The sequence below is a fragment of the Pseudoalteromonas porphyrae genome (genome assembly GCF_001298125.1).
Classification (GTDB): Bacteria; Pseudomonadota; Gammaproteobacteria; order Enterobacterales; family Alteromonadaceae; genus Pseudoalteromonas; species Pseudoalteromonas neustonica.
On sequence record NZ_LHPH01000008.1, the window covers coordinates 181,176 to 199,342 of the forward strand.

General features: G+C 39.6%; 14 protein-coding genes and 1 pseudogene. 14 read left to right on the plus strand and 1 reads right to left on the minus strand.

The window, feature by feature from the left end; translation table 11 throughout:
* The first annotated feature begins 25 nt into the window (after window positions 1-25).
* The 8 genes from ADS77_RS09535 (at window position 26) to ADS77_RS09570 (ending at window position 9,173) form a co-directional block, all read left to right on the plus strand.
* Window positions 26-1,192, plus strand: coding sequence for an MFS transporter (locus tag ADS77_RS09535; protein ID WP_054454084.1), 1,167 nt, complete (start codon window positions 26-28; stop codon window positions 1,190-1,192).
* A 396-nt stretch (window positions 1,193-1,588) separates the two neighbouring features.
* Entirely contained in the window at window positions 1,589-1,912 is a 324-nt protein-coding gene (locus ADS77_RS09540; protein WP_054454120.1) for a hypothetical protein, read from the plus strand.
* A 621-nt stretch (window positions 1,913-2,533) separates the two neighbouring features.
* The gene (locus ADS77_RS09545) at window positions 2,534-3,220 is read left to right on the plus strand and encodes a response regulator transcription factor (protein ID WP_054454086.1); all 687 of its coding nucleotides are present in this window, start codon (window positions 2,534-2,536) and stop codon (window positions 3,218-3,220) included.
* Window positions 3,217-4,554: a sensor histidine kinase gene (locus ADS77_RS09550; protein WP_054454088.1), complete on the plus strand. Its 1,338-nt coding sequence runs from the start codon at window positions 3,217-3,219 to the stop codon at window positions 4,552-4,554. The genes ADS77_RS09545 and ADS77_RS09550 overlap by 4 nt, the downstream gene beginning before the upstream one ends.
* 89 nt (window positions 4,555-4,643) lie before the next feature.
* Window positions 4,644-6,785 (plus strand): TonB-dependent receptor domain-containing protein, encoded by a 2,142-nt coding sequence (locus ADS77_RS09555; protein ID WP_054203867.1) that lies wholly within the window; start codon window positions 4,644-4,646, stop codon window positions 6,783-6,785.
* A gap of 201 nt (window positions 6,786-6,986) precedes the next feature.
* Window positions 6,987-7,283 carry a hypothetical protein gene (locus ADS77_RS09560; RefSeq protein WP_054203866.1) on the plus strand — a complete coding sequence of 99 codons (297 nt, stop codon included), beginning with the start codon at window positions 6,987-6,989 and terminating at the stop codon, window positions 7,281-7,283.
* 20 nt (window positions 7,284-7,303) lie between these two features.
* A complete protein-coding gene (locus tag ADS77_RS09565; protein WP_054454090.1) occupies window positions 7,304-8,818 on the plus strand; it encodes a PepSY-associated TM helix domain-containing protein in 1,515 nt (504 codons plus the stop codon).
* Between the two features lie 37 nt (window positions 8,819-8,855).
* The gene (locus tag ADS77_RS09570) at window positions 8,856-9,173 is read left to right on the plus strand and encodes a DUF3325 domain-containing protein (RefSeq protein ID WP_054454092.1); all 318 of its coding nucleotides are present in this window, start codon (window positions 8,856-8,858) and stop codon (window positions 9,171-9,173) included.
* Window positions 9,174-9,558: 385 nt separating this feature from the next.
* Here the strand turns inward: ADS77_RS09570 and ADS77_RS09575 are convergent.
* Window positions 9,559-9,977, minus strand: a pseudogene (locus ADS77_RS09575) (cation diffusion facilitator family transporter); the annotation flags it as partial.
* A 184-nt stretch (window positions 9,978-10,161) separates the two neighbouring features.
* On the opposite strand from ADS77_RS09575, the gene ADS77_RS09580 reads away from it, so the two are divergent.
* The 6 genes from ADS77_RS09580 to ADS77_RS09605 form a co-directional block, all read left to right on the plus strand.
* Window positions 10,162-10,542, plus strand: coding sequence for a hypothetical protein (locus ADS77_RS09580; protein ID WP_152960603.1), 381 nt, complete (start codon window positions 10,162-10,164; stop codon window positions 10,540-10,542).
* Between the two features lie 53 nt (window positions 10,543-10,595).
* On the plus strand, window positions 10,596-11,855 hold the full coding sequence (locus tag ADS77_RS09585; protein ID WP_054454098.1) for a TolC family protein: 1,260 nt from the start codon (window positions 10,596-10,598) through the stop codon (window positions 11,853-11,855).
* Window positions 11,852-13,117 (plus strand): efflux RND transporter periplasmic adaptor subunit, encoded by a 1,266-nt coding sequence (locus ADS77_RS09590; protein ID WP_054454099.1) that lies wholly within the window; start codon window positions 11,852-11,854, stop codon window positions 13,115-13,117. Before ADS77_RS09585 ends, ADS77_RS09590 begins: the two co-directional genes overlap by 4 nt.
* Window positions 13,118-13,128: 11 nt before the next feature.
* Window positions 13,129-16,275 carry an efflux RND transporter permease subunit gene (locus ADS77_RS09595; RefSeq protein WP_054454101.1) on the plus strand — a complete coding sequence of 1,049 codons (3,147 nt, stop codon included), beginning with the start codon at window positions 13,129-13,131 and terminating at the stop codon, window positions 16,273-16,275.
* A gap of 357 nt (window positions 16,276-16,632) precedes the next feature.
* Window positions 16,633-16,980, plus strand: a complete 348-nt coding sequence (locus ADS77_RS09600; protein WP_235575750.1) for a hypothetical protein — start codon at window positions 16,633-16,635, stop codon at window positions 16,978-16,980.
* A gap of 548 nt (window positions 16,981-17,528) precedes the next feature.
* Window positions 17,529-18,167, plus strand: a 639-nt coding sequence (locus ADS77_RS09605) for a hypothetical protein (RefSeq protein WP_054454105.1), incomplete at its 3' end; no start/stop codon positions are given.

An 18,167-nucleotide genomic window follows, 5' to 3' on the forward strand; every position in this document is an offset into this window, starting at 1 on the left:
TCAATACCCGATAGGACATTACAGTATGCCACTAGCTTTATGGGCGCTTACGTTAAGCGCATTTGCAATTGGAACAACAGAATTCGTAATAGTAGGTTTAATCCCTATTATTGCAGACGATCTTGGTGTTAGTTTGCCATCTGCAGGGCTTTTAGTGAGCTTATACGCAGTGGGTGTCGCAATTGGCGCACCCGTGTTAACGGCAGTAACAGGTCGCTGGAAGCGAAAAACAGTACTTACGAGTTTGATGGCATTATTTGTCATAGGCAATATAGTTGCTTGGCAAGCCCCAAGCTATGAAACTTTAATCGCAGCGCGAGTTTTAACTGGTTTGGCTCATGGCGTATTTTTTTCGATAGGCTCTATGATGGCAACGAGCTTAGTGAGTAAAGAAAAACAAGCCAGCGCAATTGCTATTATGTTTACCGGATTAACGGTAGCATTAGTAACAGGGGTGCCTTTAGGGACGTGGGTAGGCCAAGTTTTTGGCTGGAGATCCACTTTTTTGATGGTCTCATTGTTGGGTTTGATTGCATTAATTGGTAGTGCAATTTTAGTCCCCAACACGCTTGATCAAGTAATACCAACAAAGGTAAAAGATCAACTACAAGTATTACTTAAGCCACGTTTACTACTGGCTTATACAATGACCATTTTAGGTTATGGTGGGACCTTTACTGCATTTACTTTTCTTGCCCCAATTTTACAACAACATGCTGGTTTTGCTGCCTCATATGTTGGTTTTATCATGCTGGGCTATGGTGTGTCGGTTGCTGTAGGGAATGTGTGGGGTGGTAAACTTGCAGATAAATATGGGCCTATTAAAGCACTTAAAGTTTTATTTTTAGGTTTAAGCATTACCTTATTAGCACTGACATTTACAATGAACTCCCCGTTGCTTGTTGTGATCACCGTATTAGTATGGGGCGCATTTGCTTTTGGTAATGTTCCTGGATTGCAATTGCATGTTGTAAAAATAGCGGAGCAAGATACACCAAAAGCGATTGATGTCGCTGTCGGTTTGAATATTTCCGCTTTTAACATTGGCATTGCTTTGGGCTCAGTTGTTGGTGGACACGTTGTTGAAACCCTAACATTGCAAGACACCGCATGGATCGGCGCAATAATTTGCAGTGCGGCGTTAGCGGCTACATGTTTAGCAGGGCACTTAGATAAACAACGTATTTGCTAAATAGCCTCAACTTCGGGTAATAAATTCATCCCCCAGCAATCATGATCTGAATCTAAGTGAGTAGTATTAAGTGAACTATCTTTTCATATAAATTGGTGGGTTAAGCTGTATGCAAACCGCTCGACAGAGCTGGATGTTTGAACGATTATGCAACTTTACTTGGTAGTTATCCTTGTTTTGTACAAGGTCCAAAGAGTCTATTTGCTCAAAGTGCAACCCAGATATGGCGTTTTATGCGCCGGTTGATTCAAAAAATGAGCCTAACATTATGGGGGGCGTAGGGCTTGTCTATTTTGTTGTTGTCCAGAACATAGAAATGAATGTCGATTTGAATTACAGCGCTACCAATAGCGCCATTAATTAATGGCTAATGCAGAATTATTATCAGGATTTGGTATGACTTCAGAAAAAATTGAACCACCAGATGGCGTGTCGGTAGAAGATTGGCATGCTTACCTCAAACATAAAAAAGAGTGGGAGGAAATGTTGATACAAAGATTCGAAAATGAATTGCAGTTTTCACCACCGCTACCGCCTTGGCTAAAATACTCTGAATATGCTGACTCAGACAGTTTATTTTGGCGAATGGGAGATGGGGAATCATACCTTTCTGATTACTTTGACGTTTACCTTAAGTATGCCAGTGAGTTTGATTTACACGAGTATAAGCAGAAGTACCCTGCGCCAAAAGATTGGGAAGCTTATTATCAAACAGATTAGTAAGCCTTTATTGTTAAATTTTAAGTGTACTTGCCAGTTCGCCGTGCTGTTGTCGGCCTGATCATAGTAATCGGTTGTTACTTTGTTTACGTCTTCTTGCATGCGCGATGACAGCTAATATACCCAAACCACCTCAAGATGCGAGCGTCGTTGGAATTAAAACCGATTTAGGCAAGGCATTGATTGCAAGTAATAGTGGTTCTATTGTTAAAATCAATAACGCAGTATAAATCGCTTTCAAACCAAACCGTTGGGCTTTTCACAGCGACTTACTCTCATCGTTGTTCCTTCTTAAAAGGGGCGGCCATTCCTACAAAGTAACGCCTTGATATTAAGCCTCTGTGAAACGCTGAATTCTGCACCTTGAGGTGGCTTGGGTATAAAGCTCTGTACAAGCATAAGAAGTACCACAATTAAAAAACGGTTTGAACGTATTACCTACCTAGACATCCATAAAAACGTATTTAACACAGCCGAGTATACCCAAGCGACCCCAAAATATAGCGCCGATTAGAATTAAAAGAATCGCCGATAGTTATACGGTGTGTTTACTTTATAGGGGCAGATAGCATACCATTTATAACACTAATTATTATCGTTACCATTTTAAGCGGTGTGTTTATGGCAAAAATAAAAGTTTTATTAATAGAAGACGATAACACCTTAAGTAATTATTTGGCTGATCTACTCGAAAAGTCAGGCTATTTAGTTGAACAATGCTTTGATGGCGAAACAGGGTTAAAGCTTGCGCAGTCACAACAGCATCAGCTGATATTGTTAGACAAAATGCTCCCCAAACTTGATGGTGTATCATTACTTAAAATTTTACGTGAGAGCAGCCAACAACCAGTGATCATGGTATCGGCAAAAGGCGCTGAAGAAGAGCGTATTTTAGGGCTAACTCATGGTGCCGATGACTATGTGGCTAAACCATTTAACACCCAAGAGTTATTACTGAGAATCGAAAGTATCCTCAGGCGTAGCTCGTCCTATACTCCTGCTAACAACCACTTTGAGATAAGTATTGATGGCCTCACACTTAATACGGCAAAACAAAGCATTTTTGTAAACGAGAACGAAATTGAATTTACGCCAATACAATTTAAGTTACTGTGGGAGCTGGTGTCGCAGCAAAACAAAATAGTCAGTAAAGCTGATTTGTATCAGGCAGTATTAAATAAAAAGTTAGGCGCATACGATCGCAGTATTGATATGCACTTAAGTCGCGTAAGGCGAAAACTCAACGAAGCAAATTGGCTTGGCGAGCGCTTACAGACGGTTCACGGAAAAGGGTATTGTTTTAAATGAATCGCAAAATTCTCTGGAAACTATGCCTTATTTTAGCAACCGGCTTGGTTGCTTTTTTTTACCTACTGCATGCACTGACTTTAAAAACAGAAGAGAGCATGAGTTTTATTGCCGAGCAACATCGCGAGCAGTTAAAACAGTGGAGTAAACAGGCTGAGCAACTTTATTTATCAGATCAACATGAGGATTTAGTGCAATGGTTAGAAAATTTACAAGCACAAGAACAAACATGGGTATCTGTTGCTAGTTTTAATGCCGTGCATATAGCGGGAGAACAAATCGAAAAAGATATTGTAGGTGGCTACCACTTTGGAAGAAGCATTGATTGGAAAATACATTTGTATTTTGAAGTAAACCCAATCATGGAGCTACCTTTTAGCCAAACAAATGCGAGTTTGCTCATTAAACTGCCTGAACGAATGCGCCCAGGAACTTACTGGCTTACAATAAAGTTTATACTGCAAGTTTTGATGCCTATGGCCGTTTTAGTTGTTTTATCCGTGATACTTTACCGACACATAATTACTCCATTACAGCAATTAGATAAAGCGACCTCGGCCTTTAGCAAGGGTAACTTTAAAGTCAGAGTTGGCAAGCATTTAGGACATCGTAAGGATGAACTATCTCACTTAGCGTCTACATTTGATCAAATGGCGAGCCAAATTGGTGAGCTTATTGCCAGTCAACGGCAATTAATATCGGACTTATCTCATGAATTACGCACCCCACTTACACGTTTAGATATTGCAGTAAATAGTTTTGATTTAAATAATGCTCAGCAGCACCTAGGGCGCATAACACGTGAGTCCCATCATATTCGTAAATTGGTTGAAGATACGCTCACACTCGCGTGGTTAGAAAACGAAAAACCGATTATTAAGCAAGAAGACGTTGATTTAGTTGATTTACTCGATGTACTTGTTGAAGACGCTAAGTTTGAATTTCCTGATCGTCGCATTATTGTAGAGTCGCCAAATAATGCGGTAGTTAACAACAGTAGTCATAGGGCTTTATGCCCTGCTATTGAGAATATCATCCGTAATGCGCTGCGCTTTACACCATCGGGTAAGCTCGTACAAATCAAGATAGCAAAAGAGGCGACTCATTATTGTATTGAAGTGATTGATCAAGGCCCCGGTATTGAAGAGCAATATTTGCAAAGAGTATTTGATCCTTTTTTTCGTATTGATAACTCACGCATGGCAGAAAATGACAGCTTTGGGTTAGGTTTAGCGCTTGCTAAGCGGCATTTAGCGAGTGTTAGAGCTGATGTGCGTTCAGAAAATCAATCACAAGGAGGTCTAAAGGTTTTGATAATGATTCCTATTTCTTAAATGTAACAATTGTAAAAGTCGTATCCCTACAACGCTTAAATGGTAATAATTCTTACTTAAGCATTCATCAGTTATTTGAGATATAAGTCATGTCATCTGTATCAACTAGAAAAGTACGTTTAAAAACCAGTATTGCCAGTGCCATTTTGGCTGCACTTTGTAGCGCTAATGTTTATGCTGAGGAAGCTCTTAGCGAGAAAAAAACCAAAAAGATTGAAAAAATCACAGTTGTAGGTGCAACAACAAATTCAGAGATCACACCTACTGAATTAGAAAACTACCAAGCAAATGATTTAGGTGACATTTTTCGTCATACCCCTTCCGTTACTATTGGTGGCTCATTAGGCATTGCCCAAAAAATATTTGTACGCGGTATGGAAGACTCAATGGTGAATGTAACAGTTGATGGCGCGCCACAAACGAGTACTTTATTTCATCATATAGGCCGTGTTGCCATAGAGCCTGAATTACTTCGCAGTGTACAAGTGCAAGCGGGCGCCGGTGAAGCTACATCGGGAACCGGCGCAGTGGGCGGTGCAATTCGCTTTAAAACCAAAAATGCTGACGACATGCTTGCCAATGGTGAGCAATTTGGTGGCATGATCAAAGCTAATTATTTCTCAAATGACGGGCATAAAGAAAGCGTTTCTTTATACGGCAAAGTAACGGATTCTATTGGTGTATTAGCGTCGTACGTTAATGTAAGCCGAAATAATATGGATGATGGCGATGGGGAAGAGCTTTATGGTACAGCATCAGATCAAGAGTTAGGTTTTATAAAAATTAGTGCTGATCTAACAGATAATCAAGACCTTACCCTCAGTTATGAAATTCGCAAAGAAGAAGGTGAATTTGGTAAGCAGACAAACTGGGCGCCATTAAAAGGCGATCCATTATTTGAATCATGGGGTGAGCGAGAAACCCTTGTTTTAAACCATGCTTGGTATTTAAACAGCCTTGTTAACCTTGAAACGACTTTGTACCAAACAGAGTCATCGTTTAAGCGAGAGCTTTTTACATGGGATGCATCAATACAAACCACCGGCTTTGATATTCGTAATACCAGTGACATAGGTGATCATTCAATTACGTATGGAGTTGAACAAAAAGTTGATAAAGTTCATTCATCCTCTTATGAAGAGTTTGGGGGTGTTTTTGATGAAAAAGGCACAGTAACAGGTGTATACGCGCAAGATCATTGGCAAATTAGCGACGAATTAATATTGAGTTTTGGTGCGCGTTACGATGCTTATGAACTTGATCACGATGGTATTGAAGCTAATTGGATAAAAGTAGAGGGTAAGTGGGTTGTTGAAACCGATGCCAATGGCAAGCCGGTTACATCAATTGATAGCTTTTCAACAGATAAACAAGATGGCTTTAGCGGTAATATTGGCTTTGAATACAGCTTTACAGATTCACTAAAACTGTCGGCGGGTTACGCACAAGCATTACGTGGCAGACAAGTTGCCGATGCCTTTACTGTGGGTGAGCTCAGTCATAATGAAAACCTATCAGCTGAAGATGTTGAGAACACCGAGTTGGGTTTAATTTATAACGACGGGACTTGGTTATTTGAAGCATCCGCTTATTTAAGCGTAATTAACGGTGTGGTATTTGATAAATTTAAAGGCCGAGAAGGTGTTTTCTATGAAAATATCGGTGATTTAGAAACAAATGGTATTGAGCTGGTGGCCGGTTATCAAGCGGGTGACTTTGACGTTATCGTTAGTTATAACCACAATAATGTTGAATTAAATAATGCCCCATTTGTTTGGCCTGATGCAAATGACCCATCAGGTTATAGCACAGTTGTGTTAGATGGTGTTGACATGTCAGCTTATGAATTTGGTGGCTTAGGTAACTCTGCTGCAGATTCATTTAACATAAATTTTAACTACGATCTGAGTGAGCAAATTAAACTCGGTATGAGCTATAACCATGTCGCTAGTTTGAATGATATTGACGTATTCTATCGGTCAATGGAATTAGAGTGGGTTACTCAGCTAGAGACAATCAATAAACCAGGCTACGACGTTGTTGATGCCTACATTACTTATGAGCCACTTAATAATCTTAGGTTTGATTTATCAGTACAAAATTTATTGGATGAATCTTACATAAGTCACGGCAGTGTTGCCGATTATGGAAGTATCACTGGTTATGAAAATGTTGTAGGAATTAAAGAGCGAGGGCGAGATATTCGTCTAAGCGTTTCATATAAATTTTAATTTTAGTGTAATTAGAACTTAAAGAGCGTAGCTATTTAAGTTCTTTATATACTCAAGCCACCTCAGATGTAAGTTTCAAGTGGAATTAAAGAGGGCGATTAAGGCAATGTATTGTTGCAAATTAACGCCTAGATTTTAAGCCCCTGTGAAAAGTTAAACTTACATCTTATCGTCACTTGAGTATACTTTTTTGGTCTTTATATGAACCTTACAACAAAACACCTTGCTGCCTTAAATATAACTTGTCGAGTGCTTATTGCCCTGGTTGGAGGTTATGTATTAGCAGCTTTGAGCGCAATACTCGTTGCACTTCTTTTACCTGGCGACATTATAAACTCCATTGTGAGCGCCCTAATGCTGAGTTTTATTATCTACACCGTAACCGTACTTTATGTATTTGCCACTAAAACAACCCTGCGCGCAGGTATCAGCGTATTTGCTCTTTGTATTTTAATGTACTGCTTTGTTCGTCATTTAAATGGGATTGCGGTGTTATGAAACCCAGGTTTAGGCAATCAATGAGTTGGTTACATACATGGGCGGGCTTTGCCTTTGGCTGGCTACTATTTTTTATATTTGTAACAGGCAGCGCTGGCTATTTCGAGAATGAAATCGATCGCTGGATGAAGCCTGAAATAGCCATTGTTAATACACCAATAGATGACTTTACTATACTCAATAAGGCACAACAGCAACTAAACTCGTTAGCAGGTGATGGAGCACAGTGGTATATCAGTTACCCATCCATACGTGATCCACATATCGACATTTCGTGGTTACAGTTAGCAAATACTGAGTTAGGTATACCAAGGCAATGGCACGAAAAAAACCTTGATCCTTACACTAATAACGCTATTTCGAGTCGAGAAACAAGCGGGGGAGAAACCTTATACCGCTTACATTATAACTTACATTACGTGCCCATTATGGTTGGCTATCTTGTGACCAGCTTAGCAACCTTGTTTATGTTGATAGCTTTAGTGACGGGAGTGATCATCCATAAAAAGATTTTTATTGAATTTTTTACCTTTCGAACAGGCAAAGGACTAAGAGCGTGGTTAGATATACATAATATTTTTAGTGTACTGCCATTACCTTTTCATTTAATGATCACTTACAGCGGGCTTGTTTTATTAATGGGCATATCGTTTGCGCCCGTGATTGATGCAACCTATGGGGAGGGTAAAAAAATACATCGTCAGTTTTATGATCTGTTTCAAGTAGAAGATCAGCAACAACAATTTATTGAATTAAATACAGCTGATTTATCCCTTGAAACAGCGCTAAAAGACGCCAAAGTACGTTATAAAAATCAAGCTATAAGTTATCTAGGGTTAATTGATCGACATACATCGCAACCAAGCTTTGAGGTATGGCTTGATGCGAATGAAGGGATCGAGTTTGCAACTCTGATCACCTATCGCATAGTTAATGAACGGGTACAAATAGCGCAATCAATAGGTAAAACTCATAGCGCTGCACAAGTATATGACATATTAGAACATTTACACGAAGGACTATTTGCAGGTACTTACCTACGCTGGCTGTATTTTATATCAGGGCTATTAGGCGCAGGAATGATAGCAACAGGCATGATTATTTGGGTTAATAAGCGTAAAAAACAGCAAACGAGATTGATTAACGTAATAGATAAACTCAATGCCGCAGTGATTGTTGGCTTGCCCATTGCCATAGCCTGTTATTTTTTAAGTAATCGCTTATTACCGTCAGCAATGCCTGACCGCGCTGAATGGGAAATGCACAGTTTATTTATCGCTTTTGCATTGTGTGGGGTTTTTTGTGCCCTAAGAGTTGCAGATAAAGCTTGGCAAAATATGCTGTGGGTAGCGGCAGCGCTCTACGCATTTATACCCCTATGTAATATGTTAACTACAGAGCACAACTTGCTTTTAAGTGCACAAAAAGGAGATTGGCTAATGCTTGGTTTTGACTTAAGCATGCTGCTTTTTTCCGCGTGTTTCGCTTTTTCAGCCGTATTACTACAAAAACACACGAGTAAAATAGCCATTTAGATTGCATTTAAATATATAAAATAGAGGTTTTTTAAACATGTTGATTTTAGCACAAATACTGCTGCAACTAATTGGTTTTGCATTATTAAGCCTTTCAATCCCTCGGCATTTTAGTCAGGTATTTCAGCATACATCGCGCCCAACCAAGCGCACTGTTTTGGCGCTGAGATGCGGTGGTTACGCTTTCGTTATTTTAGCCGTTATAATTGCAGTAAATAGTTGGGGAGTGTCACTAGGCTTGGTTTACAGCGTAGCAACCGCCACTCTTACGGCTACTACGTTAACTGTTTTACTGGCATACATTTCAAAGCTGCTTACTGTTGTTGGTCGTGGATTTACCCCGACAACTAAGTAACATCCATAGAGTTATGATTTGCTGTAGGTCGTGGATTTATCCCGACAACAAAGTAACATCCATAGAGTTATGGTTTGCTGTAGGTCGTGGATTTATCCCGACAACAAAGTAACATCCATAGAGTTATGATTTGCGTAGGTCGTGGATTTATCCCGACAACACAGTAACATCCATAGAGTTATGATTTGCTGTAGGTCGTGGATTTATCCCGACAACAAAGTAACATCCATAGAGTTATGATTTGCGTAGGTCGTGGATTTATCCCGACAACACAGTAACATCCATAGAGTTATGATTTGCTGTAGGTCGTGGATTTATCCCGACAACAAAGTAACATCCATAGAGTTATGATTTGCTGTAGGTCGTGGATTTATCCCGATAACTAAGCAGCCACCCAAACCACAATCCAGCCATCGATAGGGCTGGGGTTAAAGTAATTTTCTATGGCTTTAATTATTAAAAAACCGCCGATGATAATTAACGTTGTGCTGTTTAGTAGCGTTGCTAATATTTCTGCGCGTTTATATCCAAGCCATCTTGAGGTGGTTTGGGTATATAGCCAAAGTGATATGAATTATTGGCGGGTTTATTACCAATTTTTCGGGCAACTAAGGCGATGAATATGGCGGCTGCATCGCTTAAGTTGTGAAGTGCATCAGCGATCAAAGATAAACTACCTGAGACAACCCCTCCAACAACTTGGGCAATAGTGAGTAGCACGTTAATGAAGACCGCTACACTTAGCTGACGATTACTTTTATCATCGTTATTATGAGCATGATTATGAGCATGATTATGTGCCATACAAAATAGTACTCTATTTAAAATATTGTTGATATTCATAATATTGGTGATATTCATACTAAAATAGCATGTGAAAATTAGCTAGCAGTTGAAAGTCGTATTTGATTATAAAAAACTCATCTTGGCTTTGCAGTGTGGTTAAGTTCTGGTATGGTTACATTTAATTACTTTTTTGGGTATGTATTTGAAACAGTCAGTGTTGTTATTATTAGCCTTTTTACTACTTCAGCCATTGCTGGATAGTTTTGATGTGGCTGATTATAATCATGTGATTAAAAATGCAGCCCAGTTACTTAATCAACAAGCACAGTTAGATACTCATTGTATTGCTAACAATGATCATGAGTTACATCAAGAAGAGCACTTTCAATTAGAGCAAGCCATTGCTGATAACGCTGATGAATCGCACTGCCATGTTTGTCATATCCCAGTTTTGTTCTCACAAGTATGGGAAAATAGTGCTTTATTACCAAGCTATGACGCTATTACCTCAGTGCAAGACACATTCATTTCACGTTTAATCACCCCTGATTTACGTCCTCCAATTGTTCACTTACTAAGTTAATTTTTTCAGACCACGCGAGTTGGTCATCGATTTTTTTAGTATGAGTACAATTTATGAACTTAAAAAAACCACTTGGGTTTGCCTGCGTGTGTGTAGCTATTTTTGTTGCGCCTGTTGTTTTAGCAAGTCCGACCCAGAAATCGAATGATTTAAATTGGTTATTGAACCATCTAAATCAGCATCCAAAAATACAAGCTGCCTATCAACAATTACACAGTGGCGAAGCTGCTGTTCGCGCCGCACAGTATGGTATTTATAACCCAAGCTTTGATTCGAGTATCGAAAAGGAAGGGGACGATAACAATTTCAGTATTGGTTTTAGTCAAACGTTTGATATTAACGATCAACAAGAGGCCCAAGTAGCAGCCGCGGAGATATCTTTATTAGCTGAACAACAAAGTATGCAGCTAGTTTACCTTACACTTGTAGAGCAAGCGTTAACCGCATTAATTAATTGGCGAAGTAGTAAAGCTGCTTTTGAACTAGCACAAGAGCAAGAATTACAACTAGAACGTTTAGTTGCCATTATTAAACAGCGTCGAGAGTCAGGTGAAGTCGGCCAGCTTGATGAACAATTAGCTTTATATTCATGGTCTGAAATCCTTAATAAAACGGCTCAGCAAGCGAGTGCCTATGCTGATGCTAAATTAGCGGTTAAAGCTATTTTACCTAATTGGAAAGAAGGAAATTCACTTTCACCTGAACGTTTATTAGCAGGTTTCAAACTCAATATAGAGAGTGATAGTGTGAACCTGCACCCACAATTTATGCTTGCTAAATTACAATGGCAACTGCAACGCCAGCAAGTGCAAGTTCTCAAAGCTGAGCGAGCTGTCAAACCTACAGTGGGTATTTCAGCCGGTAAAAATGGTGATGACAGTATTGTATCTTTAAACTTCTCAATGCCATTAAACATAGTCAATGACTTTAGTGATGAATATCAGTCTGTTGAATCATTAGCTCTGTCTAAAGAGGCTGAATATCGCGCAGTGCAACGCGCAATGACATTTCAAGCACAAGCCAGTAAAGAAGTTATGCAAGCATATTCGCAGCGTGTTAAACGTTGGCAAGCAATTAATCAAAATAATGCAGACAGTAGTCTAGTACTGATTGAGCAACAATGGCGTAGTGGAGATATTAGTACTGCCCAGTACCTAACTATGCGTCAACAACGTAGCTCAGGGTTACTTTCGGGTATTGAAATTGTTCAGCAAAGTCAATTAGCGAGCGTTAACTGGTTAACGCAAAGCGGCCAACTTAGTCAATTTATTACTACTTTCTCTCGTACTCTTACAAATGGAACAGCACTATGAAACGTTTAAATGTAACTTTTCCTGCCCTTGCGTTTATTTTTAGCAGTTTTGCTCAGGCAGCAACTGTTGAGCCTGAATACGTTGATCATACAAAATTAGGTCATAAGCATAGTGAAGCACAATTAAAAGAAATGCATGAGCATGCACCTGATAAAGCCAAACATGAGAATGAAGAGGAACATCAAGAAGCCGCGGGTCATGAGCATGAAAAAAGTGAGGTTGAGCCAAGTGAAGGTGAAGAACACGAGCAAGAAGGCGCTGTGCGTTTAACATCAACGCAAATGCGTTTAGCCAATGTACGGGTGAGTACTTTAACTAAGCGCAGTTATCAGTCACAGCTTTATGCACCAGGCGAAATCAAAGCAAATGGTTATAGTAGTTATGTACTGTCACCAAGAGTAGATTCAATTGTGGTCAAACGCCATGCTACTTTAGGGCAGCATATTAAAGCTGGCGCACCGCTTGTCACTTTATTTAGTGCTGATGTTGCCAGTGCACAAACGACTTATCGGTTAACAAAAGCAGAATGGCAACGCGTTCAGAAAATGGGCAAAGGCACCGTAAGTGAGAAGCGTATGCTCACTGCTAAGGCTGAATTTGAAGTGGCTCACAGCCAATTAGTTGCATTTGGTTTGTCGAAACAAGCGATAGCAGAAAGTGCATCAATTCCTGCAAAAAAACTTGGTGAATATACGCTATATGCTGGTACATCAGGAGCAATACTGAGTGATAGCTTTTCTCAAGGACAACGTGTTGATGCTGGTATTGAGTTAATGCTTATAGCGGATGAAAGTTTACTTTGGGTAGAAGCGCAATTATCTGCAAATCAAGTCATTGAAATTGCTAAGGGAGCAATCGCTAAAGTGAAAGTTAATCAACGATCATACCCAGCAACAGTGATCCAAGAAGCTCATACTATCGATCAAGTCACTCGTTCACGAGTTGTACGTTTAAGTGTTCAAAATGGCCAACACGTATTACACCCGGGCATGTTCAGTGATGTGTATTTTTCATTCTCAACGGATCAAAAAGTATTAGCTGTACCAGAGCAAGCACTGCTTAGAAACCCCGATGGTGATTGGGCGGTATTTGTGCAAGACGAAGATGGTGAGCTTATTTCAACAGAAGTTGAATTAGGCCAAAAGTTTGCTGACTTTCGTGAAATTAAAGGGTTGACAGAGGGCACCAAGGTAGTGACTGAAGGGGCATTTTTTGTTGCATCAGAGCAAGCTAAAGGCGGCTTTGATCCGCATAACCATTAGGAGCTAACAGTATGTTTAATAAAATAATAGATAGCGCTATCGCTAACAGGTTATTGGTATTGTTAGCACTGTGTGTGTTGATTGCCATGAGCGCATTAGTGATCCCAAAATTGAACCTTGATGCGTTTCCTGATGTTACTAATGTGCAAGTTGCTGTAAATACTGAAGCACCTGGTTTAGCGGCCGTTGAAGTCGAGCAGTTAATAACGTACCCAATAGAAGCAGTAATGTATGCATTACCCGATGTAGAGCAAGTTCGTTCTATTTCTAAAACGGGTTTATCGGGTGTGACTGTTGTATTTAAAGAAGGGGTAGATATTTATTTTGCTCGTCAATTAGTGTTCGAGCGTTTACAAGCTGCGAAAGAGTTAATCCCTGATGGTATAGGTTTGCCAGAAATGGGGCCGAATACTTCTGGACTTGGTCAAGTTTACCAATACTTATTAGCGGCATCTCCTGAATCAGGCCTTGATAGTATGGCGCTGCGAAGCTTAAACGATTGGATTGTAAAGTTACTAATATTACCGGTGGATGGGGTGACTGAAGTGTTGTCGTTCGGTGGTGATGTTCGTCAATATCAAGTAAATCTTAATCCAAATAAGTTGTTGGCTTACCAATTAGAGCAGCAGCAAGTTGTTACAGCACTTGAAGAAAATAATACCAATGTGGGTGGTTGGTATATGAACCGCGGCCAAGAGCAACTCGTTATTCGTGGTACAGGGTTGTTTAATGCAGGCTCCAAAGGGCTGCAAGAAATTGCACAAACACCATTAAAAACCATTGATGGTAAAGTGATCACAATCGCAGATGTCGCACAGGTATCGCTAGGCAGTGAGATCCGCCAAGGTGCTGCAACAATGAGTAAAAAAGATGCTCAAGGAAATATTCAATCATTAGGTGAAGTTGTAACGGGGGTTGTATTAAAACGTATTGGTGCAAATACCAAACAAACAATTGATGGGATAAGTTCGCGTATTGAGTTGATTAATCAGGCATTACCAGAAGGGGTGACGTTTGAACCATTATACGACCAAGCTGATTTGATCACTAAAGCGGTTGATACAGTAGTTGATGCACTGTTACTCGCATTCATTTTTATTGTTGTGGTGTTGGCGTTTTTTTTGATGAACCTTCGCGCGACTCTGTTGGTGTTACTGTCGATCCCTATTTCAATTGGAATGGCATTGTGCGTTATGGCGTGGTTAGGCTTATCTGCGAATCTAATGTCACTAGGTGGCATTGCAGTGGCAATCGGTATGCTGGTGGATGGCTCTGTGGTTATGGTTGAAAATATTTTTCGCCATTTAACTAAGCATGCTGACGATACGCAAACGCAGCACTCAGCTGCCGATTTGATCACGCTAGCTGCTAAAGAAGTTGCAAGACCGGTATTTTTTGCGGCATTAATTATCTTAGTTGTTTTTATGCCACTGTTTAGCTTTGAAGGGGTGGAGGCTAAGTTATTCCAGCCAATGGCGATAAGCATTATGTTAGCAATTATTGCAGCTGTAATAGTCGCGCTTGTTATCGTTCCTGCTATGGCTGTGTATTTATTTTCTAAAGGCGTGACCGTTAGGCGTAGTGTAATACTTGAGCCATTAGATAACGCTTATAAAGTAAGCTTACGTTGGGCGATGAGTGCTCGTAAAACAGTTATATGTGCTGCGGCTGGGTTAGTTGTCATTGCAGCCGTGTTGATACCACAATTAGGGACTGAATTTGTGCCTGAATTAGAAGAAGGCACTATCAACTTACGCGTTACGCTTGCGCCTTCAGCCAGTCTTGAAACTGCACTTATGGTTGCTCCAAAGCTTGAAGCAATACTGTTAGAGTTTCCTGAAGTTGAGTATGCCTTAAGCCGAGTGGGTCGCCCTGAAGTGGGAGGTGATCCGGAGCCAGTAAACAATATAGAAATTTATCTTGGCTTAAAACCGGTGAGTGAATGGCAATCGGCTAGTAACCGTGCGCAATTACAAGTGCTTATGGAGCAAAAATTAGAGCAGTTCCCAGGTTTACTCTTTAACTTCTCACAGCCAATTGCAACCCGTGTTGATGAGCTACTATCTGGTGTTAAAGCGCAATTAGCGATCAAGCTATTTGGGGCCGATTTAGATGTGCTCGTGACGAAAGGGCAAGAAATAGAACAAGCAGTAAAAGGTGTTGCTGGTGCAAAAGATGTGGCAATGGAACAAATTGCAGGTGAAGCGCAGTTAGTGATCAAACCAAACCGCCAAGCGTTGTCTCGTTATGGGTTATCTGTAGGCAATTTAATGTCGATCGTGCAGCAGGGGATTGGTGGCACATCGGCAGGACAAATTATCAATGCTAATGAACGCTATGATATTTATGTACGGATTGCTAAGCAATTTCGTGATTCGCCAGAATCAATAGAAGATTTACGCTTGTCATCACCTAGTGGCGCTATCGTCAGAGTGGGTGATGTTGCAAGCGTTCAAATTGAATCTGGCCCACCGCAAGTTCGCCGAGATGATGTACAACGCCGCGTAGTTATTCAAGCCAATGTACTAGGGCGCGATATGGGCTCGGTAGTTGAAGATATTCGCAGTGTTATTGCACAGCAAGTTGAACTTCCTCCCGGTTATGGGGTGAATATTGGTGGCCAATTTGAAAATCAGCAACGAGCACAACAGCGTTTATCAATAGTTGTGCCTATTTCTTTGGCATTAATTGCTTTACTGCTTTATTTTGCTTTTGGTTCAATCAGCCAAGCTTTACTGATCTTAGTTAACGTACCTTTAGCTGTTATTGGTGGCGTTGTTGCTTTATATATTTCAGGGCAATATTTGTCTGTACCAAGCTCTGTAGGCTTTATAACCTTGTTTGGAGTTGCAGTACTTAATGGTGTCGTGATGGTCGAAAGCATTAATAACCGTGTTAAAGCGGGAGATAGCTTAAACGAGGCTGCGTTTAATGGTGCATTATCGCGATTACGCCCAGTATTAATGACGGCATTAACATCAGCTCTAGGGTTGATCCCAATGTTGTTATCGACAGGGATTGGGGCTGAAATTCAAAAACCATTAGCGACGGTGATTGTAGGTGGTTTATTTACGGCAACGTTTTTAACATTATTTGTGTTGCCGGTATTATACGCGAAGTTTAGCCAGCAGCAATTACTACTAAGCAGTGAATCATAGAGTGCATTATGAAAATTATTGCTCAGAGAATGAGTTATAAAATTGCTTTGTATGATCAACGTTTATTTTAAAGTCATAACACAAGGCGTGTAAACTTACGTCTTGTGTTACACATAAAACGACGAGCGAATATAGGTAACTGTGAAAGCTGCTGGTATAAAGTTAAAAGTCCTTAGTTAAAAGTTAACACTGCAATTACGCAGTCATTTTCATGCGCGTAATTTAGGCTTAAAAGTAAAAATAGCTCATTTAATGGGTGAAATGAAAGTAACGCAGTAGTAAAAGATAAATTCATAACCTAAAAAGTAAATTTAGTGGAACGGTTGTGTTTGTTAAATTTAGATGGCTGTCTTGTTTTTGTTGATCATTGGTGTTGTTCACTCTTATTTAGGTGAAAAGTATTTATTAACTCGTTTGTTTCGAAGAGGTAACTTACCTAAATTATTAGGCAGTGATTGGTTCACGAAACGGGTTTTAAGGTTCGCTTGGCATTTAACTACGTTAGCTTGGTGGGGATTTGCTGGTATTTTGTATGTTTTATCAAACCCAAGTGTAAATATTAATAATGAAATCCTTACAATAATTGCTACTGTATTTGCTTTAAGCGGTATTGTTTCACTTTTATTTACTCGAGGTAAACACTTGTCATGGCTGTTCTTTTTTATAATAGCAGCAATAAGTTATGGTGCAGCATACAACCACTAACACGCCCTGAGCTGGACAGCAAACACAAAAATTCACTTTCCACCGCAAATTTTAACAGCGCTAATCCCTTGTTTTTCAATGCCAGCGAGCTGATGACTGTCGTTCTTTATTTATAAGTGTGCTTTTCCTTGCAATAAATAATTAGCTGGGTATCACCTAAGTGACACTCTAAACTGTGTATGTAAGTTTCGATTTGCCCAATAGATCTCGGTAAGGTTAGCAAAGCGTGAGACCTCTAAGCCTTTTATTTTGTGCCTATTGCAGGTAGTGTAAGCCGATGGATAGAGATTAATACCGTTTTCTCAGATCTTATAGATAATTGATTTTACGACAACCCCGGAGTCTGCGTATAAAAAATTACTTTTGGTGATCAACAAACACGATTATTTTGGCTCACATATTGGTGATCAACATAAGTATCTTCCATGATCAAGAGTGATGAGTAAATACATTAATTTATAGTACGGAATAACTATAAGTTGCTTAAAGTTAGTGCTAAAAGGTTTGTTTTTCAAAGTACGGCAATAAATTTAACTAAAGGATAAATTGTGGTAAAAAAAGTAATAGGATGTTCATTTTTGACTCTCGCTTTATTAGGCTGTGGAAATGATAAAGAGAGTAATAATAAATATTCAGGAATTTGGCATGAAGCAGGGAACCAAGAAAGCATTATTAAAATAATGAATAATGGTGATGTAATTCGATATGAATGCTCACTTAGTGGCAGCTATAGTCAAATAACTGATGATACCAGTATGAAAGTTGTTGGGAATAATTTAATTATAATTTCCAATGGTCAGACTTTCACTTTTTCTTTAGATATTAAGAATGRCATTTTAACTACAACGAGTGAGACTGATGGGCCAGAATCTTTAGAGCGACTAAACTCCATTCCTGATACATGTAATGGAAATGCTATGAAAATAGTATACATATCCTCTACAGATATATACGAAGGTCAAGACACCTCTTTTACAATTGACTTGAACTATAGGTTATTGGAGCCTTCAGCTACTATGAATGTGTTCTTTTCAGGAGAAAATGATGTATATTTTTCTCCTGATGAACCCTCAATAGACATCACACAAGCTGCTAATGGGAGTAGTTCAATTACTGTGAATCATGAGCCTATAGATTTAGAAGGTGCATCGCCATATTATTTAAATGTTTTAATGCAGCCATCTGAC